Genomic DNA, 25,188 nt, shown 5'->3' on the forward strand with positions numbered 1-25,188 from the left:
TTGCATGGCAATACCCCGCGTTAGGGATGTGATGAAGGAGGTTCTCATAACCGTGAGGGATGATGAACCATTAACTGAGGTCATCAGGATAATGAATGAGAGGAACATCGGATCAATAATAGTGACTAATGAGGAGGGTAGAGCCGTTGGTGTGTTTACTGAGCGAGATTTATTGAGATTGGTTGCGAGTAACGTAGGCCTTGACGCATTAACGGTCGGTGATGTAATGACGAGGAACGTCATAGTCATCGAGGAGGATGCCAGCCTAATAAAGGCGGTCCATATAATGGCTAAGCACGGTATTAGGCACCTACCAATTGTTGATGAGGATGGCAAGGTCGTGGGTATAATATCGATTAGGGATGCCGCAATAGCATTGGCGAGGCTTCTCGTCGATATGAACGTGAAGGAGCTTGGCGCCACAGAGGAGGAGGTGAGCATGATTAGGGATCTCGTAAATATTGATGAGGGGGGGTTTAGGCTATTTAATCGTTATTACGTAGGGTAATAACTCAGGAAGTACCATCGTTATTACGAAACCATTAATAAACGCTATGAAGCCACCGGTCTCACCCATGTAAAGTCTATAGATCGGTAATGTATCATCCATAGATGTTGCACCACCAATCGATACCAGGGATACATCCCTAAAACCCGCAATCACGATTAGGGGGGGAATTAATAAGTACGTTAATTGCTCCCTAAGGAAATTGGCTAAAAAGGCCAGGTGCCCACGGCAGGCCCAAACCTAACGCTAAGCAGGGTCCAGCCAATGAGTACCACCCCCCCATCCCCCCCATTGACACTCCAAGAGACGCCGCTAATGGTATTCCAACTAGGTAGTGCAGTATTAAGCCACTAACGGAACTACCCAGTAATGATGTTACTGCGATCACTATACCAAGGTATCCCTGAGTGAGCAATGACATGCTTATTGATGAACCGATATCAAGACCAATCACCAGTATTAATACGAATAGCTCAGACGCTATTAAGTAACTAATTATATTCATTATTAACCTGAACCTAATGTAATAACCGAGCAACCAACCAATTACTAAAATAATTAATAATGTCAATGGCAACCTAGTGTTAATATTGAAATCTCCATTCACGTTAATCTCCATCATACGCTTGGTATTGATTATGATGCCTATGGGCATTGTAAAGACTAGGCTCATTATTATAGAGAGTATGGCATAGATTACTGAGTAAAGAATTATGCGTAAAACGTAGTTACTAGCCACGATATTGCCTGCCCAAAGGGCCATCGTGAATATTAACGCCATAACCACGTATTGCAGGTAATTACCAATACCAAGCTTCTTAACTCTGCCTTTAAATGCGTATCCAATGGCCATGGTTATTGGAAACACCACCAGGAATAGGTCACCAATAATGTCGGCAATGTTTAGCACATGGCTCTCTAAAAGGCTCTACTTTTAATTCTTAACAAATACCTATTTATTGTTGGGTTGCGAATTAATGAATTGAGGAGTAATGCCCCCCCAGGAAAGCATGGATTTAGAGGATTTGGAGGGTATTGGTCCAAAGACTGCGCAATTACTTAAGTCCAAGGGAATACTCAGCATTAGGCACTTGGCGCTTTTCAATCCTGAGGAGCTCATCGAGTTAACAGACATGACACCTGATAGGGTTGAGAAGATACTGAGGTCCGCAAGGGACATCGTGTTTGGCAGCAATAGGGTCTCAAGGGCAACGGACTTAGCCAAGAATTTCGAGGGCATTGTTAGGTTAAAGACAAATGTTAGGGCTATTGATGAATTACTACAGGGCGGCTTAGAGCCCAAGGCCATTTATGAATTCGCCGGTGAGTTTGGTACGGGCAAGACCCAGCTTTGCCATCAACTTTCAGTGACGGTTCAGTTGGGCCAGGATAGGGGGGTGGTGTTGGTGGTTCAGCTGTTTACCTGGATACTGAGGAGCGTTCTCGCCAAATAGGATTGTTAATATCGCCCAGAGGTTTGACCTGGATCCTAATGAGGCCCTGGATAATATATACGTCATTAAGGTGGTCAATGCCGCGGACCTCGAGGATAGGATTAAGTTTGATGTTGTCAAGCTTGTTGAGCAGGCTAACGTTAAGCTTATCGTGGTTGACTCAATAATAGCCCTTTACAGGGCTGAGTTTAAGGGTAGGGAGAGACTTGCTGAGAGGCAGCAGAGGCTTAATTACATACTTGATTGGTTGATGAGGATCGCCAAAGTCTACAATGTGTATGTGGTACTCACAAACCAAGTTCTTGACGTGCCAATGGGCTACATTGAAGTTAAGAGACCTGCTGGTGGTAATGTGCTGGCCCACGCGGTTACGCACAGGCTATTCCTTAGGAAGTCTAAGGAGGATATTAAGGTCATGGAGGTTCTCGACTCACCTAGATTACCGTTTAAGGCTAGTGCCATGTTTAGGATCACGGATAAGGGAGTTGAGGATGTATAGTTCGGTTCGTAAATTATTTAATTCATAGAGTATTATTAATTCCTAGTAATGCCTGCGAACCTGCCGCCTGAGGCTAAGGCTAAGTGGTTGAAGGTAATGGAGGCTAAGACACCAGAGGAGAAGTTAAAGGCGCTTGAGGAGTTTCTAAGTGCAGTACCTAAGCATAAGGGTACGGAGAACCTTGTTCACTGGGCTAGGAGGAGAATGGCTCAGCTCCGGAGGGAGATCGAGGAGAGGAGGATTAAGGAGAGATCGTTGAGGTCCGGCGGCGGTGTCAATATCTACGTTGAGAAGGAGGGTGATGCCCAAGTCGTTGTTATTGGGCCACCATCATCAGGCAAGTCAAGCCTACTAAGGTGCCTAACAAATGTTAAGGTTGAACCAGATGATGTACCATTCTCATCCATTGAACCTATACCTGGCATGTTCATTTATGATAACGTCTATTTCCAACTCGTGAAATTGCCTTCAATAAATATTTACGATGCAGACTCAGACGTGAACTCCATGGCGTTATCAATGATTAGGAATGCAGATAGTGCAATAGTAGTTCTTGACGCTAGCGGTGACGTTGAGGTTCAGTATAACACCCTGAAGAGTATTTTGAGGGAGAATGGAATATACATAGTGAGGCCTAGGGGGTTTCGTAACCATAGAAAGAAGACCAACTGGTGGCATTCAGGTTATTGGCAGGCTGGTTAATGGAACTGCTGAGGATGTTAAGAAGCTATTGGTTAGTTATGGCATAAATAATGCCCTGGTTGTGATTAATGGCGAGGCCACCCTGGACGATGTTGAGGAGTCGATATTTAAGGACATCGTGTACAAACCATCCCTCGTTTTAATAAATAAGGTTGACCTAGCAGATAATGACTATGTAAGGAACATCGCCACTAAACTGAGTAATGAGACGTTAGTGCTAACTGCATCGCTCAGGAACTGCATCATTGATTCTAAGGTGCTTAGTGAGTCATTGTTAAGGGTTATGGACTTGATAAGGGTCTACACTAAGGAGCCGGATGCCAGTACGTACTCACCAAAGCCCTTCGTACTTAAGAGAGGCTCAACGGTGGGTGACTTAGCGAAGAGAATCCATAGTAGGTTTTATGAGGGATTTAGATACGCCAGGGTTTGGAGAATTGATAGATTCCCATCTGGCGTTAAGAGGGTTGGTATTAACTATGTCCTTAATGATGGTGATATCGTTGAAATACACTCATCATTGTAGTGATGAATCCCTTATTAACTGGTTCCCGTATGTATTAAGTAATGAGTTCACAATATAGCGAGTGCATTAGGTTGATTAGGGAGGTTCTCGAACGCCTAGAGGCAATTGAGGGAGAGCTTGACCTAATTAAGGAGGAATTGAGGGAGTTACATGGTCGGGATACCGCCCAGGTACAGGCAAGGTCTCAGCAATTGGGTGGTGGCTTACTTAAGGCGATAAGTAATAATTTGTTTCTTGATACGAGGGATGTGATGGCCAAGAGACTCCTTAAGAGATTGATAGATGAGGGGGGGAAGGTGGTGGTGCTAAGGGATGAGGCAGCAAATAGGGAGGTGGTCACAACTAAGGAGATTATTAGAAAGTTGCTTAGTAAATTACCAATATCGATTAATGACATTGACAAGCTTAGTGATAGGGAGTATGAATTATTAACAATACTGAATAGGTTGGGGGGGTATGTATTACTGAGGGATAATAAGTACGTAATTTCAGAGACTGCAAAAGAATTTATTTAAGAAATGGAGAAAAGAGGTAGCGCATGTCATCTGAGGAAGTACTGTGGGTTGAGAAGTACCGCCCCACGAGGATTGATGACATTATTGACCAGGATCACGTTAAGGCGAGGGTAAAGGAGATGCTGGCAAACGGCAATATCCCACACCTACTATTCTTCGGCCCTCCTGGTACTGGTAAGACTACGATGGCTCTTGCCATTGCCCATGAGCTTTATGGTGATGCCTGGCGTGAAAACACACTAGAACTCAATGCTAGTGACGAGAGGGGGCATTGCGATGATTAGGGAGAAGGTCAAGGAGTTCGCGAAGACCATGCCTACTGTGAAAGCGCCCTTTAGATTAATAATTCTTGATGAGGCCGATAACATGACACCTGATGCCCAGCAGGCCCTTAGGAGGATAATGGAGATGTACACGACCTCCGTCAGATTTATCCTTCTTGCAAATTACCCCCCCTCCGGCATTATCGAGCCAATACAATCAAGGTGCTCCCTATTCAGGTTTTCTCCCTTACCTAGGGATGCTGTTCTTGGTAGGCTTAGGGAGATTGCTTCGAGGGAGGGTGTTAAGGTTACTGATGAGGCCCTCGAGGCCATATGGGACATAAGCCAGGGAGACATGAGAAAAGCAATAAACACACTACAGGCAGCGGCATCATTAGGTGGTTTAGTTGATGAGGAGGCAGTTTACAGGGCGTTGGGCAAGGTTAGCCCAACCAGGGTTAGGGCGATAATTACTGAGGCTGTGATTGGCGATTTTGGTAAAGCCGTTAGGGAGGTTATGTCGTTAATAAGGGATGAGGGTGCCGATCCGCTTGACATTATTAAGATAATTCATAGGGAGGTTGTTTCAACGACATCGCAGTTAAAGGTTCCCGAGGAGCTTAAGCCTAAGGCTGTTTATATTGTTAGTGAGCATCATTATAGGTTACTCAGGGGGGGGTCGAGTGGTGAGTTACAGGTCTATGGCTTGCTAGCCAGAATTAGGAGGTTGCTTCGTGAGGGTTATAAATAACTTTTTACGGGGAGAAAGGTTTATAAATAATTAAACAATACGCGAAAAGCTTTAATAGGGGGGATATTTATGTCTAACCCCCCCGAACAGGAAAGGAAGGATCAGCAAGGTGGTTCTAATTTATTAAGTAAGTTGAAGGTATCAGGTAAGATTATAGAATTCAAATCTGAAGGTGAGGAGAAACTCGTATGCCCATACTGTGGTTCAACCACGTTCATATTTGATTATGAGAATGGTCAAGTAATCTGTGCCAAGTGTGGTTCGGTTGTTCTTGAGCATGTTATTGACTTAAGCCTGAGTGGAGGGCTTTCACGGCTGAGGAGAAGGAGACTAGGGCGAGGGCTGGTGGTCCACTTAATAGGTTAACCAGTGAGGCCTTGACCACAACGATTGATTGGGCGACTAAGGATGCGAGTGGTAAGGAGCTTGATATTAAGAGGAAGCTTGAGATTCTGAAGTATAGGAAGTGGCAGCAGAGGGTTAGAGTTCAGACGAGTTATGAGCGTAACATCATACAGGCAATGAATGAGTTGAGCAGGATATCATCTCAGCTAGGCATTCCTAAGGCGTGCGTTGATGAGGCTATGGGCATTTACGAGCAGGTATTAACCAAGGGCTTGGTTAGGGGGGGTAGGAGTGTTGAGGCTATTGTGGCTGCCTGCCTACACATGGCCTGCAGGAAGATCGGTATGCCTAGGAGCCTTGATGAGATTAGCCAATACACTAGGGCGAGTAGGAAGGAGGTCGCTAGGTGCTTCAGACTCATTGCGAGGGAGTTAGGCGTTAAATTACCACTTAGTGATCCTAAACTCTATGTTCCCAGGATTGTTGAGCAATTGAAGCTAAGTGGTGAAATACTTAAGGAGGCGTTGAACATACTCGAGCAGGCAAAGAGGAAGGGTTTAACGGCTGGTAAGGATCCAGCCGGTCTCGCTGCAGCCGCCGTATACATAGCATCCCTACTTAAGGGTGAGGTAAGGACTCAGAAGGAGGTTGCCATGGCTGCCCAGGTTACTGAGGTCACCGTTAGGAATAGGTATAAGGAGTTGGCTAGGGAGTTGAACATTAAAATACCGATAAAGTAAGTTAAAAGCCTTTAAAAATCAATAATTTCCTTAATCCTCCTGGGATCTAGGTGGGTTGCGAAATTTGTGAGTTGATGAGTAATGAGGAATTGATAATAATGAAAAACGAAAGGATAATAGTCCTCCACAACCCACACCCATTCAATAATGGGCACCTAATAATAGCGCCAATTAAGCATCAATCAATTAATGAGATAAGCGCATCATTGCTCATTGAGCTCATGGACATGACTAAAAAATTCATTAACATTCTAGGGAGGGTTTATAATCCACATGGCTTTAACGTAGGCATAGCATTAACGCCTCACGTTAATATTCAAGTGGTTCCTAGATGGAATGGCGATGTTAGTTTCATGACTCTCTTCTACAATGTTAAGGTTGTTCCTGAAACGGTTAGGGATTCCGTGAGTAAGATAAGGAGCGCGGTGAGGGAGTATGGCCTTTGAAATCATTGATCTAGTGATATCAATAATAATATTGATTATTGGATTTTCCGTATTCACGGCATTAGTTAATGATTATAGGATTGTGGTAACTGCATCAAGAATACTTAGGAAGAATATTAAGGTTTCAGTCTTTCGCGAATTAATGCTGCCTATATATCCCTCATTAATTCATATTAGGATTGTTAATGTTAAGCCATTGACCGAAGGCATTGATGTTGAGGTTCATGATAATATGATTAAGGTTATTAATAAGGGCAATGTCATTAGTAATTCTGAGATAAAGATATTAATTGAGGCGGTGATTATTGGCCGTCTCGGTGACTACCCGGTCAGGGGGGGCACCATTACATTATCTCCTTACTAATTCTATTACCGTGACTGTCACGAGCACGTCGAGGATGATGTTTATGAAGCAAGCCGTGTATAACCCAATGGTGGATGCTGATGGGGGGGTTATTACTGCTAGAACAAGCAATGCCGCGTCCGCGCTCGTCACCGCAAGTACGAGTATTAATGTTATCCACATACTCATGATAAAGGAGTAACTCGCCACAGCCAGTAGTGAGTAGACAATGGCTGTCATTAATATGGCTATTAAGAACTTATTCAATGGGTTAAGCATTCCTAAGTAGGCAAAGTCAAGTACTATGAGTATGAACTCCACGTACCGTATCAACGCCATGTACGTGAATAACCTATACATTGGCTTAGACCTAGAGACCTTAGCATTAATTAAGCATTCTCTCAGGTAATGCCATGGGTGGTATTAATGCTTATAAAGGGGGTGTTGGTTACGTACGCGGATGTCACAGGCAACGCAACCACCAGTTTTACCACCACCGGATCCGCTTGTTAAGCGGCCTAGGTTAATTAGTAGTGGTGGTGTTTTAGGTAATGAGTGGAGGGTTGGCAGGGGGGGTTACTCAATTGGTGAGGTTAAGGCTGTTGGTTTGACCATTGATGAGGCTAGGTTATTGGGCATTAGTTGATACAAACAGGGATAGTGTTTGGGATGTTAATGTTCAGAGACTCAGGGATTGGTTGAATAAGATCATTAGGGGTGAGGCATTACCACCTGAACCAGCATTGCCCAAGGCAATTAAGATTAAGCGTAAGAGGGTAGGGTGTTCAGGGCCTTGACACCCGCTGGCCGTAGGATGAGGGGCTTAATGAGTGTTGGATTAAGGGAGACCCATGTTCATAAGTGGAGGAAGAAGGCTAGGGAGAGGGCTGAGAAGAGGAGGCATGAGGCTGTTAGGGCGAAGGGCGGTCATTAAATTTAAGCGAGCTTACTTATTATTTCAGGTAGTTGCGTTAGTGAGTCTATCTCATAGAATGGCTTAACCGGCAACTGCACGTTTGTCCTCCTCACAAACACCACCCTGAGGTCGAGGAACTTGGCGCCAATGACATCCTCAATCAAGCCACTAACGATTAAGGCATCACCCGGTGATACACCAGCCCTATTTAGGGCTGCCTGGAAGATCTTAACAGCTGGTTTACCAACCTTCGTTAGGTCCGAGCTTACAACACCCTTGAAGTACCTAAGCAGGTTATTCTTCAGTAGTATCTTTTTTGCAACGTCGTTGTCAAGGTTCGTGAGTATGTACATGGGTACGTTCATTTGCGACAATGCATTTATAGCACTGACGACGTCGGGGTATAACTCCGACGTCTCAACCACAAGCGATGATATTGCATTACCGAAGTAATCAAGTTCCGCCGGACTTAAGCTCAGTGAATACTTCTTTAATAGCGATATCATGGTCTCCCTGGCCAACTGCCTTAATGATCTATAAACACCCTTACTAATCAACATGTTATACTTATCCTCCCACTCCTTCTTGAATTGGTTCGTTAATTCATCCAGCGACGCCTTTATATTCAACTCATCCTTAATTAACCTGGCGCTCTCAACCTCAAAATGCGTTAGCCTAACTAATGTGTTGAGTACCTCAAAAAACAGCGTCTTCATACGAAGACCCAAACTCTAGTTGAATATTTAAAGATTAATGTGCACGATGCCAAACCCTTAAAATACACAGCGTTAGATTAACCAACGTGAAGGCCGAGGTTTGGGTTGAGGTTAGGCCCACGGAGGATGAGGAGAAGGTTAAGAGGGCGTTAAGTAATGTGTTTATTTACGATGAGATTAGGATCGAGGAGAGTGAGGGTAAGAAATACATCGTTGCCCTGGGAAATGGCTTTAAATCATTGGTTAAGGTACATAACCTAATTAAGGAGCAGGGTATTGAGGATAGTGCACGCTCAGTCTTAATGAGGGGCATTGATGGTAATAGGGTCGTATTTCACCTGCATAAGCAGGCTGCGTATGCCGGTGTCCTCACGTTTGTGACCGAGGAGGGTGAAAGCCCATTAGGTCCCATAACATTCATAGTCGAGACCAACGATCCCAAGAGGCTCATTGACTGGTTAGCGCCAAAGACATCAAGGGGGGGTAGGAGGCTCTATGAGGTTCAGCCTCCTGATGATCCGTGAAGATAAATTCTAAAAAGTGGTAGGTAGTTCATTAATCGTGGCGAAGTACCTGGTCGCATCATTTCCCTGGTCTTCAGACGTGGGTATTGACGTGGCAAATGCATTGGGATTAACACATGTAGTACTTGAGACGAAGCAGTTTCCTGATGGTGAATCATACGTTAGGTATCCCGTAGACGTGTCGACGTATGACGGCTTAATACTCATTCAGAGGGCTTATCCCGAGCAGAACACCAGGCTTATTCAGGCTATGCTTGCGATACATGCTGCACGCGATTTAGGCGTTAAGCACGTCCATGTTATTCTTCCTTACCTACCTACTCAAGGCAGGACAGGAGGTTTAGGGACGGTGAGCCAGTGAGCCTACAAACAATGCTTTCATTACTATCATCACTTGGCGCATCATCCATAATTACCGTGGATGTCCACAAGCCTGAGGCCTTCAAGACTGCCAATACGCAGTGCATTAATATTGAGCCCTTCGAATTATACGCAAATAGGCTTAAGGGAATTAAGGACGTAGTACTACTAAGCCCGGACATAGGCTCACTATGGAGGGTTAGGAGGGTTAGTGATTACCTAGGTGCTTCCTTTAGTTACCTTGAGAAGTTCCGTGATAGGGTCACAGGCGAGATCACAATGAAGCTAAGGAGCTTGATGTCGCTGGTAAGGAGGTTTTCATAATAGATGACATAATAGCGACTGGAGCACAATAATAGAAGCCACGAAGATACTGAAGTCCCTAGGTGCGACTAAGGTTCACGCAATCGCCACACACTGTCTATTACTAAATATGGCCGATTCAAGGATGTTCGAGACAGGGATCTCCTCAATAACCTGTTCCAACACAATACCAACAAAGTACTCCGAGGTTAACGTGGATCAATTAATAATTGACGTACTTAGGAGGTTAATCACGTAGTGACTTATTAACCATATTGGGAAATAAATTATGTGAAGACATTAAGGCATGCAGTGTTGGATTACTTACGCAGGAAGGCACTTGCCGGTGGTTATTCATGGAATATTAATAAAATATCACTATTAATTGAAGCTTTAACGTACCTATTAATGCCGGCCCCCCCACTCATCACGTATTTAATTACCAAGTCATTATTTCTATCATTAATTCTGGTGCTAATACCAGCATTGCCCATATTGCTCACGTTAATCTGGGCAATGTACGCGGTGGATGCAGTTAGGGAGAATGTTGAGTGGGAGTTGCCGTTCTTCATAGTACTGCTAGACATAGTGCATGATGTTGGCGGTGACATAACTCACGCATTTGAGTTAAGTGGTAAGGTTGGGCTTAAGTGGATTGGTAGGGAGTGGTCATTAATTAAGAGATACGCACTAACCACAAACTCAATAACCAGAGCCATGCAATTAAGGGCTAGGCTTCACCCGAGTATTGAGTTTCAGAGGTTCATAAATGGCTACGTATCCGTGTGGGGTTATAGTGGTGATGTGAGTAATTACGTGAGGAGTGTTGAGGGTACATACCTATCAACATTGAGTAATAAGTTATCCTCGCTATCAAAGCAAATAATAGATATAGTGGTGGCTATAGTTTCATCATTAATAGTATTAATACTCTTTGTGATAATCACGACAATACTCGGCATGAACTACGCAATACTGTACATCATGCCCGCCGTGGCATTGCTATTGCCGGCAATCATAATGAGGGTTTATCAATCAATACCGTACATAATACGCATAGACCTCACCCATGATAGGAACACGTACATGGCGTTGGGTACTTCGATTATCATCACCGTCACTTCAATGGCTTATCTCGGGTTAAAGGGAATGATGTTACTAATGCTACCGCCCCTTATCTTCTCCATATTGGTAACCCGCAGGATTAATGACATGAAAAACTCAATAATGGCATTACCAGACCTGGCGCGTGATGTGTCAGAGATAGTAAAGGCAGGCGTGAGTATGGGCGCGGCGTTTGAGAGGGTCCTTGATAATCCATACCCACGCCCATTAATTACATACCTACAGAGAATGAATCAGCTTAATGATAACGTTAAGGTTGATGGTCCATGGATAATAAAGTTCACAATAGGTATTCTAAAGGAATTATCTAACCTTGGCTCCCCATCAAAGGCTCTCGACAGGCTTGTTGAGGTCCTCCTGGAGCTGAAGTCAATAATAACAAGCATTAGTTATGGGTCAAGGTCACTGCAATTACTTAATTATGCATTACCAATAATATTTGCCGGAGTTACGTATATGGGTAGGTTCGTGATCTCAGCAATAGGCTCCATTCTTAAGAACGCACCTTATGCGTTGGTTGGTTTGTCAATACCCAGCATTAACACGGTACTAATGCCCTTACTACTCACGGCATACATAATAAGCCTATCCGTATCACTACTAACATCACTACTTAGCAACTTAACCATAAACCCAACAATTAGGTATGCATTACCAATACCATTAACACTGGCCTTGATGTTCATGGCCGTGGAAATACCCGTGTTAGCGTAAGACTTTAAAAGCACTAAGGATCAAACGTAGTTGTGTACGTACCAAGGACCTTAGTTATTGGTAGGTGCTGGAGATGCGGTAAGAAGCTTTTTAAGTATGATGATTACTACGTGTGCCCCAAGTGCCATGCCCTTTACTGCCCAACATGCGCAAAGAAAACATTCTATAAATGCCCAGCAGATGGAACACCACTAGAGGCTAGGTGACATGACCGTCTTAACGGGCTTGATGTCCTTTACAAAGGGGCACGGTATTAGGGCACTAAGCATTACTGGGCCCAATGGCTTATTCATATCGCAGGCAGTGGATAAAGTATTACTATCAGCCATAGTTAGCGAACGTGGCTATGTAAAGCTTGATGACGAGCAATTTGAAAAATTATTATTCGCATTCTCACCCATTATTAGTAAGGTAATTAAGTTAACAAGTACGAATTACTACACATTCCTTGGTAGATATACATATAGTGGTGATAGGTTTGTCTATGAGCCCTACGTGGACCTCATGAAGACGGTAACGATAAGTATTACGAAGAAGAGCGTGAGGATTGCGTATGGTGAGAATAAGGTACGTTTAAAGAGGACTAGGAAGGGCTACACACCAGGTAGTATGCTTGAGACACTTGGTTACATAGTGAGGAGGTTACATGGCAGTAATGCTTAAAGCGTTCCATAGTGATTAATCGTAATGTCCCAGGGCATTAAGTTCGAGGTAATAGACGTACCAATACCAGAGGGTACAAACGTAATAATAGGCCACAGCCACTTCATAAAGACTCTTGAGGACATTTACGAAGCCTTAGTAAACTCAGTACCAAACATAAAGTTCGGCCTAGCCTTCTGCGAGGCATCCGGTAAGAGATTAATTAGGCATGAAGGAACTGATGATGAGTTGAGAAAACTGGCCATAGACCTTTGCAGAAAAATTGCGGCTGGCCATACGTTCGTGATTTACCTAAGGAATGCATGGCCGATAAACGTGCTTAATGCTATTAAGCACGTGGTTGAGGTGGTGAATATATATGCGGCTACCGCGAACCCCCCTCTCCGTTATTGTTGCTGAGATAGCTCCTGAGAGGAGGGGGGGTGTTGTTGGTGTTGTTGATGGTCATTCACCACTTGGTGTTGAGGGTGATGCCGACATTAAGGAACGTAGGGAGTTGGTTAGGAGGTTTGGTTATAAGCTTTAGGACATTGAGACTTAGCGGCATTAATTATTGAAACCAACTTCTCCCTAAAACCCTCCAACTCCTTCATTAATTCATTAATTGCCTGCTCAACCAAGGCACTTGGGGGGGCTGCGTCTGAGGGTAGGGATTTAGCAATGTTGTCTAGGAATTCCCTGATGTCGGGTGGTAGTGCTGGGTAGGCATTTATTAATTGCCTGGCAATGTTATCATATCCCTGAATCCTCATTAACTCCCTAACGAAGTACCTAATCCTGCTCTCCGTATTATAATAATCATCTAATAGATTCACGAGGAAGTCCAAGTCTAGATTCACAGAGCACTCCCTGTAGTTAAGGTCTATGAACCTCAACAAAGTGACCAGGTACTTAATACCGCGTTCACCAACTGCGTGCCTAAACCAACCCTTATTGATTAATTGGGTTACGTAATCCCTAGCCTCAATAACCTCATTAACCACGTAAAAACCTGGTTAATGCCCAATTAAATTCTTATCCATGACTAAGCAACTCGGAGAGGGCCATATGAGTACTCTGTGTAAGTGCGTAGTCAAGGAAATCCCTAATACCGTCAGGATAACCCTCACTCCTCACACCCTGGCACATACCAATAATTAGCATTATAATTATTGTCGTGAGTAAGACAGCCATTACATTGCCAATAATTCCAAAGGCAATGTTATTCTTATCCTCGAAATCATCAATGTAATTCCTAACATCATCGTAAACAGCCGCGTAGACACCGTGATCAACCTCAACAGGCTTTAGAAAACTCGGCCTAGCCTCCCCCCCTCCTCATTACCATAAATCAACTTAACCATGTAGGTCTCAGAGACAATACCTGCGGCATCAACCACATCATCACCATCACCCTGAGAGGCAAAGAGAACCTCAAAGATATCCTTCATGAAATCCGCATTAAAGATCCTGGACAATGAAATAACCAGGGAAAGCCTGGAACCCCCCCTACCTTCTCTCATGAGTGAAGCCATACCGTAGATAACAAATGAAGCAACAGCATAACTAATCCTAATAACCTCCTTAACTATACCATCACCACCATCGCCAATCAACGACCTAACAAATTCATCAACAACAGAACTACTCATCAAATGGCTCTCGAAAACAGCAAAATAAACCTACCGCCCATATTCAATGAAATGAAAAAATTTATTTCCCCCCCATAAACAAGGCAAGAGCAGGGACCAGGCCTGGAGGGCCCACCCAGCCCTCCCCCCCTGGGCAAAACCCAGGCCGATGGGTTCGGAGGCCGAAACCCACGTACCGCCCTATACGGCAGGTCAGGGACCGCCGGTACCCCCCCGATGATAACCGGTCCCCCCCTGGGGCGTCCACGCCGTAGCCGGTCAACCGTAGGTTGGCTGGTTACGGAACCCGGCGAACCGGGTTAGGCCCGGGAGGGAGCGGCCCTAAGTCGGGGGGGTGGGCGCGTTCAGGGGGGGGTTGCCGGTTGGAGAATGGGCCGGCGAAATCCCTGGTCTGCCGTATAAGGTGGTACGTGGGGGGGTTGGGTCCCATTTCAACTCACGTTGTTTCGTTTTAACATGACGTAACTGGTCATTACATTATAATTGAATTGAGCGTTATTGATAATGAAAGATTGCCTATTCCTTACTTGAGGTTATTTCTTCAATTTCATAATCATTATTACCACCCTTAAGTATGCTTTCCATCTTTGTTAATTCCTTAATTATGTCTATTCCATAGGCCTTACTTAACATCTTTAGTTTTATGCTTCTCTCAATATCTATATCGCCAGTGTTCGTTAATACGTTTATGAACTCCAACGTACCATTATTTATCACAGGCTCGACAATGCTATTGACAATTCTCTTGCCATTCCTTATGCTCATGAAGACTACGCTTGAGAGCAGCTGTAGGTTGCCAATGTTAACGTTTAATGGTGGGTTTGTTAATCTTAGTAATAATTCCTCAGGCGTTGATGCGTGGAATGTGGTTAGCATGCCATGGCCGAGCGCCGAGGCTTGAAATAGGGCGTGGACTTCTTCACCCCTAACCTCGCCAACTATTATGTAATCCGGCCTATACCTCACGGCTAATTTAACGAGGTCGAACATGCTAATCCTGGACTTCTCATCCTCACCCTCCCTAGTGAACATCCTAATCCAGTGTGGGTGTGGTAGGCGTATCTCCGGCGTGTCTTCTATCGTCACTATCTTTGAGTACGTGGGCAACTTACTGGCTATTGCGCTGAGTAATGTTGTTTTTCCACTACTCATTGGGCCGCTAATCATTATGAAGCCCTTAAGCTCGGCGATTAACCATAGGTAAGCAGCCGCACTGGGCTTGAGTGTACCCTTTAAGATTAATTCCTCGAGTGTTAAGGGCTGTGGTGGAAACTTCCTTATGCTAAAGGTTGGTCCTATCGTTATCTCACCGATAGTTCCAGTGAATCTATGACCTTCAGGAAGTATTGTCTCTAAGTACGGCTTCAACAATGAGACGGATCTCGGCAATCCTCTCCTGCTAATGCTCATTATGAAGTCCTTAGCCTCAACCTCGGAGTTAAACCTAATATTCGTCACTAACCTAATCCCCGGCAATTCCCTATGCACCACGGTTATTGGATACGACCAATTATTGAGCTCAACCTCCTCGATATTTGGGTCAAAGAGAGGCACCGTTATTGGCCCGTAACCCCCCCTTAAATCCCTTAATAAGTAGTAGATTATTGACTCCGCCAATTGCTTATTGCTCAAATCCTTCAATACCTCATTTATTGCATCAAGTATTGACGTATTTCTCTGCCTCATGAAATCGATGACTTTACCCTTCATGTCCGTGCACTGCACATCGCACTTGGGCTCTTTAACTATGTAGTAGTACGCATCATCCTTCATAACTATTGAGACAGGTACTCTGAAGGTAAACCCATCTATACTTACATTAACTATGTAATTGCTCATCGATTACATAATCTCAATTGAAGATATAAGCCACTAACGTGATTTTTAATAAACTACCCAATCTACTTGATTGCTTTTACTGAGAAATTGCTATACTCTCTGCAGCAACCTCCTGTCCACCGTCTGTGTGCCCCCCCTCAATAACGACTATGTACTTGTTACCTGTTATGAATTGCGTTGATGATGTCCCAACAATGCTTGTTGACTGGCCTGGGTTTAATACCGTGTTTAATGACTGAGTCACTATGGGTGTTTGTGAGTTCTGTGGGTATATTAGTATTGAGGTTATGGTTATGGGGGGTTGTACCTATGTTTTCTACGGTTATTGAGTATACATTACCTGCCAGTTGTGGGTTGATTATGCTTATTTGTGCCTGTGTTGTTAGTACGGAGGTTCTTGATTGGAAGTAATTGTACAGCATTATCGCAGCCACTATTACGAAGACTATCATGAGTATCGTGTATATTGGTCCGCTTAAGTCTCCTCTTTTTTGTCTGTTTATTTTTCTTGTATTACTTCCGTAATACATCAGTAGGTTAGTCTCAAGTTGATATTTAAGTCACTAATGGTTAATTAAGGCTGGGGGGGAATTACGTATTGCGTTGTGTTTGTTTTGTAGATCATGCATATCGTGGTGTTTGCAATGCAGAATTCGGTGTTGATGATGCATTGTTGGTAGGGTATTTGCCTATTTATTATTATGTAATTGCCGGGGGGGGCTAGGTAGGTGTTGTTCATGCTTATTTCCATCGTATTGCCTTGGCAGTTCATGTATATTTTACCTAGGTTTATTGGTGTATGTCCATTATTATAGATTACTAAGTATAGTTGGTTTGTCGTCTCGTTGGTTACTATCACGGCGTCCGGTATGTATATGCTCGTGCTCGCCATTTGATTTATGGAATTCACCAGTGAGAGGGCTAGTCCCATGTGGCTGAGTACGATGAATAGTGCGTATCCTAGGTATATCGAGCCTATTAATAGCATTACTTCAGCGATTAATCTATCCAGTGCCATCCTATTAGTAATCCTCAGCAGGCTTAATAAGGGACTTTAGTGGTTATTTCCGTTGATCCTCGTCTGGTGCGTAGTGTAAATGTTTTTAAATGGTTTAGTTACGCCTTGACCGATGAGTACTGAGTCTGCTGTTGAGGCTTGGCAGCCTAGGACGTGGGTTGGTAGGTTGGTTAAGGAGGGTAAGGTTAAGTCTATTGACGATTTATTTAGGCTTAATTTGCCCATTAAGGAGCCTGAGATTATCGACTTCTTCCTGCCGAATCTCAAGCATGAGGTTGTTAGTATAAACATTGTGCAGAGGCAAACAGACGCTGGTGAGGTTAGTCAGTTCCAAGTGGCTGTGGTTATTGGTAATGAGGATGGTTACGTGGGCGTCGGCATGGGTAAGGGTAGGCAGGTTAATCAAGCTATTGAGAAGGCTATTAGGGAGGCGAAGCTTAACATAATACCCGTTAGGAGGGGTTGCGGCTCGTGGCACTGCTCATGTGATGAGCCACATAGTGTTCCGTTTAAGGTTGTTGGTAAGAGCGGTAGTGTTAGGGTCATACTAATACCGGCGCCAAAGGGCGTTGGACTTGTGGCTGCCGACGCGGCTAAGGTCGTACTGAGGCTGGCGGGTATTAAGGATGTATGGTCATATGCGTGGGGGGGTGAGACGAGGACAACGCACAACCTGGTTAAGGCCACGTACGACGCATTAAGGAAGACCTACGCCTTCTCCATCTAATTCCGTGGGGGGGCTAAAGCTTAATAAATCATTGGTTTATTGGGCCTTGACTATGCAGGTTCAGGAGGGTGCGCAAAGCGTTGGGGGGGAGATGCCTTATACGCGGATTGCCGTAATTAGACTTAAGGGCCTGGCAGATACGCCACCCGATGTTGAGAAGACCCTCAACCTACTCAGGCTGAGGAGGAGGTATACATGCGTGGTCATTGATGGAAGACCATCATACATGGGTATGCTCAACATCGTTAAGGATTGGGTCACCTGGGGGCGAGATAGACGCTGATACCCTGGCCGAGTTATTGAGGAGGAGGGGGTAGGCTAATTGGTGATAAGCCGTTGACCGATGACTGGGTTAGGAAGTATGGGTGGTCGAGCATCGATGAATTCGCGCTGGCGTACATAAAGGGTGAGGTTAATCAATTATCCTGCCCGGAGAATAAGCCGTGGCCAAAGTCAGGCAATAAGGTGCTCTGCATACCTGGGTTAAAGCCATTCTTTAGGCTTCACCCGCCATCCGGCGGTCTTAGAAGTATTAAGAAGGGGTTTAATGAGGGCGGTGATTTGGGTTATAGGGCATTGCCATTAATGAGTTAATACTTAGGATGTTGTAATTACCGTTAATTACAATTAATATTACCAATCTCCGGAATGATGCGCCTAGTTTAGGTTTCGTTTTTCATCTCGTGATGAAGGGAAGGTCATAAAATTTATTAAGGGTTTCAATAGTCAATCGTAGTCATGGTTAGGCGATTCGAGAAGAAGGCTAGGAAGTATAGGGGGGGTTCGAGGACTCATGGCTGGGGGGGTAGGGTTGGCCAACATAGGAAGAGCGGTTCCAGCGGTGGTAGGGGGGGTAGGTCAGGGCTTCATAAGCATAAGTGGTCGTTCGTGATGAAGTACGCAGAGGACTCAAGTGGTTACCCATTCTATGGTAAGCATGGCTTTAAGCAGCCCGAGACCATAGTTGCCGCAAGGCTTGGCATCAATGTTGGTGAGCTTGACTCAATGCTCGATGAATTGGTTAGTAAGGGGGGGTTGGTGCAGGTAGTTGATGGTAAGTACGTCGTTGATCTATTAAAGATTGGCTTTAATAAGTTGCTTGGTAGGGGGGGTAAGGTTAGTAAGCCCATGGTTGTTAAGGCCGTTTGGGTTTCGAGGAAGGCTGAGGAGAAGATCAGGGCTGCTGGGGGGGCTCTGTTGAGTTGGTGCGGGGGGGGTAGTGCATGGCTAATACTGGGCGTAGATTCATCGATGTTGTGGAGCCAATACTGCGTTATGTACCTACCGTGCCCAGGCCCAGGGAAGCCCTGAGCATGGGATCAAGGCTGTTCTGGACATTCCTGGCGGTAACCGTTTACTTATTAATGTCCATAACGCCGCTTTACGGATTAAGTCCTGTGACGCCGTCCTTCTTCCTATCACCGGCCATAGCGGCAATACTGGGCATAACCTTCGGCACGCTCGCCCAATTAGGTATAACGCCGATAGTCGTGGCCGGCATAATACTTGAGATACTCGTTTTCTCGGACATGATAAACATAGACCTTGAGGACCCGGAGGACCAGGCTAAGTTCAATGCACTATTGAAGTTACTTGCAATAGTCTTTGGGCTTCTTGAGGCAGTGGCCCTGGTGACCAGTGGGCAGTTGGTCCCCGTTAACGCCCTCGGTGGGGGGGCCCTAATCGTACTTCAGCTGTTTATAGCCACAGTAATAATAATTCTAATGGATGACATGATATCCAAGGGATGGGGGGGACTGGGTAGTGGCATATCGCTGTTTATACTGGTGACGATAGTCAAGCAGATGTTTGCAATGGCGTTCTCACCATTTACCCTGCCAGGTTCCGTAATACCCTACGGTGCAATCCCCGCGTTAGCTGCGGCGATATACTACGCAATTGGTGGTAAGTTAACCTACCTAATGAGTATATTGTACCAGGTGAATTTACCGAGCCTAACGGGCCTAATAGCACGGTAGCCCTGGCGCTCATAGTACTTTACCTGGAGCTCATGGAGTATCGATACCAGTGGCCCTCGTTCAGTATAGGGGCTATAGGTACTCAGTGCCTCTGAAGCTCATGTACGTGTCGGTACTACCCATAATATTCACGGCATACACCGTGTATCTAATTGGCGAGGGGGGGCTAACACTCCTCTGGAGTGCATACAATAAAGCCAACACTAACCCATTCCTCAACTGGTTGGCCTGTGCCCACATGACACCGACAGGCCTGATACCATGCCCCAACTCACTGCTTTATTACTTCACGGTTGTGCCTAGGAACATCGACGCCGCTTACATAGCGGTTCACATAGTCATGTATGCGGTGTTGTCCGTAATCTTCGCCATAGTGTGGGTTAACTTAGCTGGCCTGAGTGCGGAGGATCAGGCTAAGTATATAGTTCAGGGTGGAATGCACATACCTGGATTTAGGCCTAGTCCCAAGGTCATTGCTAAGTTCCTCGATAGGTACGTCAGGATGCTCACAATAATTAGTGGCTTGATTGTCGGCGTTATAGCGGCCCTCGGCGATATTGCCGGCGTCTTTGGCGGTGGTATTGGCCTGATACTGGTTGTGGAGATCGTGATACAGTACTACACGCTGGCTCTGCAGGAGCAGTTGTTTGAGATTTACCCAGGCCTTAAGAGACTCCTTGGTAAGGAGTAGGTATGAAAAGTTTATAAATTAAGGCCATACCTGTAATCCTCGTGGGTGGCAGACAAAGGACTAGCCTATTCATGACGAGTGAGGAAGAGGAGAGGAGGTTGGGTAAGGCATTAACCGAGACCGGTGGTTCAACGCAACAACAGGGTAAGCAGTCTAAGGGAGGTAAGAAGTAATTCAAAACCATTAGCTTTTCTAGTGAGTTTAAATGAAGGTATTAAGGTTAAAACCAATAATTGATATTGCAATACCCAGTGACTTACTCGCGGAGGCTCCTGACGATAGGGAGGCCGTTAGGAAGATTGGCTACCTTGGCAGGGGCGCCGCGATATTCCAAGTAAGTAAAATAATCATTTATAGGCATAGGCTGGCTGGCGAGAGGGACAGGGCTAACTTCATCCTGAAGAACCTTCAATACCTGGCGACACCGCCATACTTAAGGAAGGACTTGTTCAAACTGGATAGGGACCTTAGGTACGCCGGGCTACTACCGCCATTGAAGACACCTAACCACGCCCCCTGAGGGCATACCGCAAAAGGGCGAGTATAGGGAGGGCATTGTCGTTAGGTGGGATGGCTACTTCTCCATAATTAAGATTGGCGATGGCATCTACGCGAAGGTACCTAGGCCAATGCCCCTGGGCACTAGGGTTGTTATTCAGATTGATGCTCCAACCGCGAGGGACGATACGTATAGGGCTCATGTTATTCCCCCCCGGGACCGCCTAAGTATTTACTGGGGGTTTTGAGACGGAGATTATGGAACTTAGTAGGTTATTTGATGGCTATAATTACGTAATCCTGACGGGTAAGGAGGGCATTAACATTAGGGATGCCATTGACCAGGTAAGGAATGCCTTAAGTGGGGGGGATAGGGTACTCGTGGTCTTTGGTTCTCCATATCACGGTGTTGATGAGATCCTGAGGGCTGAGGGTATGGAGGATTCATTGAAGAGGTATCCATTCATTAATTTCATACCTGGCCAGGGTGTTGAGACTGTGAGGACTGAGGAGGCCGTGATAGCGGTGCTATCAATACTAAACCTGATTAGGTACCTGCATGGCTCGTTGCCCTAGTCCAGGGAACTAATAATTTTTAAATAGGGTTGTGACTACGTAGGGCTGAACTATGGGTTTAAAGATTCATAGGCCCAAGCGCGGATCCATGGCCTACTACCCAAGGAAGCGAGCCGAGTCCCTAGTGGCCAAGTTTAGGGTATGGCCAGACCCACGCCCCGGCAAGCCCATTCTTCTCGGCTTTGCGGCTTATAAGGCGGGCATGGCCCACGCCGTGGTAATTGATGATAGACCCACCAGTCCATTCTACGGTAAGGAGGTCGTTAGGCCAGTCACAATACTCGATGCGCCGCCCATTAAGGTGATAGCCTTTAGGGCATACACATATGATCCCTGGAAAAACCTGAAGTTAAGTCTTGGTGAGGTTTGGATGCCCGACGTACCTAAGGATATACTGAGGAAGATTCCGGTACTCCCCCCCGAGAAGTTCAATAAGGAGGAGATGATGAAGAAAATACTCGATAACGTAGACGTAATAACGGAGGTAAGGGCCATCGCAGCCACACAACCAAGGCTTAGTGGTATTGGTAAGAAGACGCCGGAGATTCTCGAGATACCGATTGGCGGTGTTGATGACGTTAACCAAATAATTAAGTTCGCTGATTCAATACTTGGTAAGGACGTAAACATCAATGACGTATTTAGCGAGGGCCAATACGTAGATGTCGCGGCAATAACTAAGGGCAAGGGGGGGCTACAGGGCGTTGTTAAGAGGTTTAACGTTAAGATACTGCCCAAGTGGCATAAGCATAGGAAGGGCTATAGAAGGATTGGAGCCATAGGCCCACAGAACCCGGCCCTAACCTTCACGACGCCAAGACCTGGGCAAATGGGGGGGTTGCACAAGAGGACTGAGTATAACAAGAGAATACTTAGGATAGGCATGAATGGCGCGGAGGTTACCCCCCCAAGCTCGGGATTTCCGCACTACGGCATTATTAAGGGGGGGCCGTACATCGTCCTCGAGGGCACGGTGCCCGGCGTTGTCAAGAGGCTTGTGACGCTCAGGTTCCAGTGAGACCTAGGCCACCTACATACCCAACCGGTAAGGTTCAAATAGTCTGGCTATCAACACAGCCACTGCAGGGTGCGTGATCATGGTGTCCCTAGACCTATCACCACTGATAAGGCCGAAGTACACCATACCAACGACAGTGAAGGTGCTCGACTTAAGCGGTAACGCCATTAGCGAGGTTTCATTACCTCAACATTTCCTCGAGCCAATAAGGCCAGACCTAATACTTAGGGCATACATAAGCGCATTGACGGCACGACTACAGCCTAAGGGCACTGATCCAATGGCTGGTAAGAGGACCACGGCGGTGAGTTTCGGTATAGGGCTTGGGCTGGCCAGGGTTCCCAGGGTTAAGGGTAGCCTATGGCCAACTGCCAGGTTTGCACCAAATGTTGTTAAGGGTAGGAGAGCTCACCCACCCAAGGTTGAGAAGATTCTTCATGAGAGGATTAACAAGAGGGAGCGTAGGAAGGCCATTAGATCCGCCATAGCCGCTACGGCAATAAGGGACCTAGTCATTGCTAGGGGGGTCACATTGTTGATAAGGTTCCCCAAATACCACTCATTGTTAGTGATGACTTTGAGAGGATTGGTGTTATGGCGGATCTAAAGAAGGTTCTTACGTCACTCGGCCTTTGGGATGATGTTGAGAGGGTTGCCGAGAGGATTAGGGTTAGGTCTGGCAAGGGTAAGATGAGGGGGGGTAGGAGGTATAAGGAGGGCAAGAGCCTGCTCATAGTCACGTCAACGATCGACGCGCCTGTTATTAAGGTCGCTAGGAATTTACCTGGCGTTGACGCAATTCCAGTGAGGAACTTAAGTGTCCTATACCTGGCGCCTGGTGGTGTCCCTGGTAGGTTAACCGTGTGGACGTTAAGTGCGATTGAGGAATTGAGAAAGGGCTTGTTCATGGGGGGGTGAGGGGGGGCATGATAGTGAGGTTTGTACTTACAGAGAAGAGCCTTAGGCTTGCCGAGAGGGAGAATAAGATAACGATTATTGTTCCGAGGAATGCCAGTAAGAAGGAGATTAGGGACTACGTGGAGAAGACGTACAATGTTAAGGTTGAGAAGGTCAACACATTAATAACAATGACTGGGGGGGAGAAGAAGGCCTATGTTAAGTTAACCCCTGAGTACAACGCGTATGACTTACTTAGTCGCCTAGGCCTTGTATAATCATCCCCCCCTTACCTACCTTTAGAATGCTAATCCTAAATTCGTGGCTTCATCGTATTGAGGCGATGTCAGGTCGTGGGTTCGTCGTCACCAATCAGCACTTAAGTCCTTGCATCACTCAATAGCCCTGTACTTACTAGGTATAAAAGTATTTATAATCCTAGGCGTAGCACTTACTATGTGATGATGCTTCACCCCCCCCTGAGCTGTGAGGAATTCTTTAAGTTCTGATGTTAATTTAGTCGGTATTTAATGTCATTAGATAAGGTTTATTAGTTCTTTTTAATTATCGATACCGTGGACGTAATTAGGGAGGTTAGTAATGATGACTTTAGGTTCATTTTCATTAAGGATGAGCAAGCTGCTTTAGTGGAGGTTCTATACGTTAAGGGCTTTAGTGAGGAGAAGTACAAGAAGTTGAGGAAGTACATAAAGGATAGGCTTGGTGAGGAGTTTTCAGGGATAATAAGCCTTGACTCAGGCAAGGCATTGGCTAAGGTATTACTGGTGGGTACGGACCAGGTAGGGCAATCGCTGATTAATGACGTAGTAGATAATGAGGTTAGTAAGGTTGATTCCTGGATCTCAAATGGCATAATTAAGGAATTAATTGATAAAGTCTCAAGTGAGGTGAAGGAGACTAAGAAAAAGAAGAAGAAATCGAGGAAGAGCAAGAGGAAGAGAAGTAAGAAAAGGGCTGGTGAGACCGCGAGTAAGTCTAAGGGTAGGAGGAAGAGGAGAAAGACTAAGAGGAAATCCAGTAGTTCAGGGAGTAGTTCGTAAATACCTTAATTATTGAAAATAATGGGAAAAAAGGCTTTTTATAGGGGTTACTTCCTACGAAGATAGAATGTCCGCAACACCCTTCGAGAAGCCTCAAGGCACAGTAGAGGTACCGCACATAGAGGTTGATGAAGAGACTAAGGAGATAATTAAGGAGATACTATCTCAAATGAAGAATCCAGTCGAGATACTGTTCTTCACAAGCAATACTTGTGGCAACAGGGATACGAACTGGTGCGTACCAACTGAGGAATTACTAGACTTACTAGCCGAATTAGCACCACCTGGTAAGTTAGTGCTCAAGAAAATTAAGTATGAGGAGAATAGCGATGCCTTCACTAAGTACAACGTTGAGCCGCAGAGAGTTCCCGTAATATACCTACTTGATGGTGCGATTAAGTACCTAGGTGCACCGCTTGGTGAGGAGGTAAGGGCGTTTATTGAGACTATAGTTAGGATATCGGTTGGCGAGACGAAGCTCAGGCCCAGGACGAAGAAGGGTCTTGAGGCGTTGGTAAATTCAGGTAGTAATAAGAGGGTTGAGGTAATGACTGTTGTCACACCATCATGTCCGTACTGCCCATACGCCGTCTTAATGGCTAACATGTTTGCGTATGATAGTAAGGGTAAGGTTGTTTCAATAACGGTTGAGGCTTATGAGGAGAGCGATATCGCAGACATGTACCAGGTAACTGCTGTACCAACTGTTGTGCTTAAGAGGGAGGATCAGGAGGTTGGTAATGTTGAGTTCATAGGTGTTCCTCCAGAAAGTGACCTATTAAAGAAGGTCCTTGATTACAGCGGTGTTAGCATTCAGTAGCTTCCTCCTTTAAAATTATT

27 protein-coding genes and 11 pseudogenes are annotated in these 25,188 nt (G+C 45.4%); 28 read left to right on the forward strand and 10 right to left on the reverse strand.

The genetic code is table 11. The features are described 5' to 3' along the window. Window positions 1-4 precede the first annotated feature (4 nt). The gene (locus JCM11217_RS03995; protein WP_054842145.1) at window positions 5-508 is read left to right on the forward strand and encodes a CBS domain-containing protein; all 504 of its coding nucleotides are present in this window, start codon (window positions 5-7) and stop codon (window positions 506-508) included. Here JCM11217_RS03995 and JCM11217_RS13605 read toward each other — a convergent pair. Further along, window positions 482-679, reverse strand: a complete 198-nt coding sequence (locus JCM11217_RS13605) for a LysO family transporter (protein ID WP_243678379.1) — start codon at window positions 677-679, stop codon at window positions 482-484. The two genes, JCM11217_RS03995 and JCM11217_RS13605, sit on opposite strands and share 27 nt — an antisense overlap. 22 nt (window positions 680-701) lie before the next feature. After that, a complete protein-coding gene (locus JCM11217_RS04000) occupies window positions 702-1,418 on the reverse strand; it encodes a lysine exporter LysO family protein (RefSeq protein ID WP_243678289.1) in 717 nt (238 codons plus the stop codon). Between the two features lie 100 nt (window positions 1,419-1,518). Here JCM11217_RS04000 and radA point away from each other — a divergent pair. From radA to JCM11217_RS04035, 7 genes and pseudogenes are all read left to right on the forward strand, one after another. Next, a pseudogene (gene radA / locus JCM11217_RS04005) lies at window positions 1,519-2,461 on the forward strand (DNA repair and recombination protein RadA). Window positions 2,462-2,509: 48 nt separating this feature from the next. Then, a pseudogene (locus tag JCM11217_RS04010) lies at window positions 2,510-3,689 on the forward strand (TGS domain-containing protein). Between the two features lie 41 nt (window positions 3,690-3,730). Then, window positions 3,731-4,204, forward strand: coding sequence for a hypothetical protein (locus JCM11217_RS04015; RefSeq protein ID WP_054842146.1), 474 nt, complete (start codon window positions 3,731-3,733; stop codon window positions 4,202-4,204). 23 nt (window positions 4,205-4,227) lie between these two features. Continuing rightward, window positions 4,228-5,218 (forward strand): annotated as a pseudogene (locus tag JCM11217_RS04020) (replication factor C small subunit). Window positions 5,219-5,287: 69 nt separating this feature from the next. Beyond that, window positions 5,288-6,303: pseudogene (locus tag JCM11217_RS04025) on the forward strand (transcription initiation factor IIB). Window positions 6,304-6,353: 50 nt separating this feature from the next. Then, window positions 6,354-6,749, forward strand: a complete 396-nt coding sequence (locus tag JCM11217_RS04030) for an HIT family hydrolase (protein ID WP_243678290.1) — start codon at window positions 6,354-6,356, stop codon at window positions 6,747-6,749. Continuing rightward, window positions 6,739-7,113, forward strand: coding sequence for a hypothetical protein (locus tag JCM11217_RS04035; RefSeq protein ID WP_054842147.1), 375 nt, complete (start codon window positions 6,739-6,741; stop codon window positions 7,111-7,113). Before JCM11217_RS04030 ends, JCM11217_RS04035 begins: the two co-directional genes overlap by 11 nt. On the opposite strand, the gene JCM11217_RS04040 is transcribed toward JCM11217_RS04035, so the two are convergent. Further along, window positions 7,099-7,452: a hypothetical protein gene (locus JCM11217_RS04040; protein WP_054842148.1), complete on the reverse strand. Its 354-nt coding sequence runs from the start codon at window positions 7,450-7,452 to the stop codon at window positions 7,099-7,101. The two genes, JCM11217_RS04035 and JCM11217_RS04040, sit on opposite strands and share 15 nt — an antisense overlap. Before the next feature lie 100 nt (window positions 7,453-7,552). On the opposite strand from JCM11217_RS04040, the pseudogene JCM11217_RS04045 reads away from it, so the two are divergent. Further along, a pseudogene (locus JCM11217_RS04045) lies at window positions 7,553-8,026 on the forward strand (ribosomal protein L13e). A gap of 2 nt (window positions 8,027-8,028) precedes the next feature. On the opposite strand, the gene JCM11217_RS04050 reads toward JCM11217_RS04045, so the two are convergent. Beyond that, window positions 8,029-8,724 carry an HAD-IA family hydrolase gene (locus JCM11217_RS04050; protein ID WP_054842149.1) on the reverse strand — a complete coding sequence of 232 codons (696 nt, stop codon included), beginning with the start codon at window positions 8,722-8,724 and terminating at the stop codon, window positions 8,029-8,031. 86 nt (window positions 8,725-8,810) lie between these two features. Between JCM11217_RS04050 and JCM11217_RS04055 the strand changes: the two genes are divergently transcribed. The 8 genes and pseudogenes from JCM11217_RS04055 (at window position 8,811) to JCM11217_RS04075 (ending at window position 12,939) form a co-directional block, all read left to right on the forward strand. Next, window positions 8,811-9,248: an RNA-binding domain-containing protein gene (locus JCM11217_RS04055; RefSeq protein WP_054842150.1), complete on the forward strand. Its 438-nt coding sequence runs from the start codon at window positions 8,811-8,813 to the stop codon at window positions 9,246-9,248. A gap of 16 nt (window positions 9,249-9,264) precedes the next feature. After that, window positions 9,265-9,609, forward strand: coding sequence for a ribose-phosphate pyrophosphokinase-like domain-containing protein (locus JCM11217_RS13610; protein WP_243678291.1), 345 nt, complete (start codon window positions 9,265-9,267; stop codon window positions 9,607-9,609). Next, complete coding sequence (locus tag JCM11217_RS13615; protein ID WP_243678292.1) at window positions 9,606-9,932, forward strand: hypothetical protein; 327 nt, start codon at window positions 9,606-9,608, stop codon at window positions 9,930-9,932. Before JCM11217_RS13610 ends, JCM11217_RS13615 begins: the two co-directional genes overlap by 4 nt. A gap of 49 nt (window positions 9,933-9,981) precedes the next feature. Continuing rightward, window positions 9,982-10,170, forward strand: a complete 189-nt coding sequence (locus JCM11217_RS13620) for a hypothetical protein (RefSeq protein WP_243678380.1) — start codon at window positions 9,982-9,984, stop codon at window positions 10,168-10,170. A gap of 32 nt (window positions 10,171-10,202) precedes the next feature. After that, complete coding sequence (locus JCM11217_RS04065; protein WP_243678293.1) at window positions 10,203-11,750, forward strand: type II secretion system F family protein; 1,548 nt, start codon at window positions 10,203-10,205, stop codon at window positions 11,748-11,750. A gap of 32 nt (window positions 11,751-11,782) precedes the next feature. Next, window positions 11,783-11,956: a hypothetical protein gene (locus JCM11217_RS13625; protein ID WP_243678294.1), complete on the forward strand. Its 174-nt coding sequence runs from the start codon at window positions 11,783-11,785 to the stop codon at window positions 11,954-11,956. Between the two features lie 22 nt (window positions 11,957-11,978). Next, the gene (locus JCM11217_RS04070) at window positions 11,979-12,413 is read left to right on the forward strand and encodes a hypothetical protein (protein ID WP_054842151.1); all 435 of its coding nucleotides are present in this window, start codon (window positions 11,979-11,981) and stop codon (window positions 12,411-12,413) included. A gap of 24 nt (window positions 12,414-12,437) precedes the next feature. Further along, a pseudogene (locus JCM11217_RS04075) lies at window positions 12,438-12,939 on the forward strand (adenosine-specific kinase). Here JCM11217_RS04075 and JCM11217_RS04080 read toward each other — a convergent pair. The 6 genes from JCM11217_RS04080 to JCM11217_RS04100 form a co-directional block, all read right to left on the reverse strand. Then, a complete protein-coding gene (locus JCM11217_RS04080; RefSeq protein ID WP_054842152.1) occupies window positions 12,914-13,396 on the reverse strand; it encodes a hypothetical protein in 483 nt (160 codons plus the stop codon). The pseudogene JCM11217_RS04075 and the gene JCM11217_RS04080 sit on opposite strands and share 26 nt — an antisense overlap. Window positions 13,397-13,427: 31 nt before the next feature. Continuing rightward, complete coding sequence (locus tag JCM11217_RS13630; RefSeq protein WP_243678295.1) at window positions 13,428-13,586, reverse strand: hypothetical protein; 159 nt, start codon at window positions 13,584-13,586, stop codon at window positions 13,428-13,430. A gap of 113 nt (window positions 13,587-13,699) precedes the next feature. Then, complete coding sequence (locus JCM11217_RS04085; RefSeq protein WP_054842153.1) at window positions 13,700-14,044, reverse strand: hypothetical protein; 345 nt, start codon at window positions 14,042-14,044, stop codon at window positions 13,700-13,702. A 516-nt stretch (window positions 14,045-14,560) separates the two neighbouring features. Next, on the reverse strand, window positions 14,561-15,883 hold the full coding sequence (locus tag JCM11217_RS04090) for a type II/IV secretion system ATPase subunit (protein ID WP_054842154.1): 1,323 nt from the start codon (window positions 15,881-15,883) through the stop codon (window positions 14,561-14,563). A gap of 158 nt (window positions 15,884-16,041) precedes the next feature. Continuing rightward, window positions 16,042-16,413, reverse strand: coding sequence for a hypothetical protein (locus JCM11217_RS04095; protein WP_243678296.1), 372 nt, complete (start codon window positions 16,411-16,413; stop codon window positions 16,042-16,044). A gap of 44 nt (window positions 16,414-16,457) precedes the next feature. Beyond that, entirely contained in the window at window positions 16,458-16,901 is a 444-nt protein-coding gene (locus JCM11217_RS04100; protein WP_054842155.1) for a hypothetical protein, read from the reverse strand. Between the two features lie 112 nt (window positions 16,902-17,013). On the opposite strand from JCM11217_RS04100, the gene JCM11217_RS04105 reads away from it, so the two are divergent. The 11 genes and pseudogenes from JCM11217_RS04105 to JCM11217_RS04150 all read left to right on the forward strand — a co-directional run bounded on the left by JCM11217_RS04105 (window position 17,014) and on the right by JCM11217_RS04150 (window position 25,168). Continuing rightward, complete coding sequence (locus JCM11217_RS04105) at window positions 17,014-17,628, forward strand: 30S ribosomal protein S5 (RefSeq protein ID WP_054842156.1); 615 nt, start codon at window positions 17,014-17,016, stop codon at window positions 17,626-17,628. A 52-nt stretch (window positions 17,629-17,680) separates the two neighbouring features. Then, window positions 17,681-18,239 (forward strand): annotated as a pseudogene (locus tag JCM11217_RS04110) (50S ribosomal protein L30). Between the two features lie 127 nt (window positions 18,240-18,366). Next, window positions 18,367-18,819, forward strand: a pseudogene (locus tag JCM11217_RS04115) (50S ribosomal protein L15); the annotation flags it as partial. A 32-nt stretch (window positions 18,820-18,851) separates the two neighbouring features. Beyond that, the gene (locus JCM11217_RS13635; RefSeq protein ID WP_243678297.1) at window positions 18,852-19,607 is read left to right on the forward strand and encodes a hypothetical protein; all 756 of its coding nucleotides are present in this window, start codon (window positions 18,852-18,854) and stop codon (window positions 19,605-19,607) included. Between the two features lie 49 nt (window positions 19,608-19,656). After that, a complete protein-coding gene (locus JCM11217_RS13640) occupies window positions 19,657-20,298 on the forward strand; it encodes a hypothetical protein (protein WP_243678298.1) in 642 nt (213 codons plus the stop codon). Between the two features lie 205 nt (window positions 20,299-20,503). Then, window positions 20,504-21,372 (forward strand): annotated as a pseudogene (locus JCM11217_RS04125) (hypothetical protein). A gap of 52 nt (window positions 21,373-21,424) precedes the next feature. Next, window positions 21,425-22,467, forward strand: a pseudogene (locus JCM11217_RS04130) (50S ribosomal protein L3). Between the two features lie 2 nt (window positions 22,468-22,469). Further along, window positions 22,470-23,308: pseudogene (rpl4p, locus tag JCM11217_RS04135) on the forward strand (50S ribosomal protein L4). Window positions 23,309-23,316: 8 nt separating this feature from the next. Further along, window positions 23,317-23,565, forward strand: coding sequence for a 50S ribosomal protein L23 (locus JCM11217_RS04140; protein ID WP_054842234.1), 249 nt, complete (start codon window positions 23,317-23,319; stop codon window positions 23,563-23,565). A gap of 297 nt (window positions 23,566-23,862) precedes the next feature. Then, on the forward strand, window positions 23,863-24,348 hold the full coding sequence (locus tag JCM11217_RS04145) for a hypothetical protein (protein WP_054842158.1): 486 nt from the start codon (window positions 23,863-23,865) through the stop codon (window positions 24,346-24,348). Between the two features lie 67 nt (window positions 24,349-24,415). Further along, the gene (locus JCM11217_RS04150; protein WP_054842159.1) at window positions 24,416-25,168 is read left to right on the forward strand and encodes a thioredoxin family protein; all 753 of its coding nucleotides are present in this window, start codon (window positions 24,416-24,418) and stop codon (window positions 25,166-25,168) included. Window positions 25,169-25,188 lie beyond the last annotated feature (20 nt).

It is taken from the genome of Vulcanisaeta distributa JCM 11217, assembly GCF_001316005.1.
GTDB classification, from domain to species: Archaea; Thermoproteota; Thermoprotei; order Thermoproteales; family Thermocladiaceae; genus Vulcanisaeta; species Vulcanisaeta distributa_B.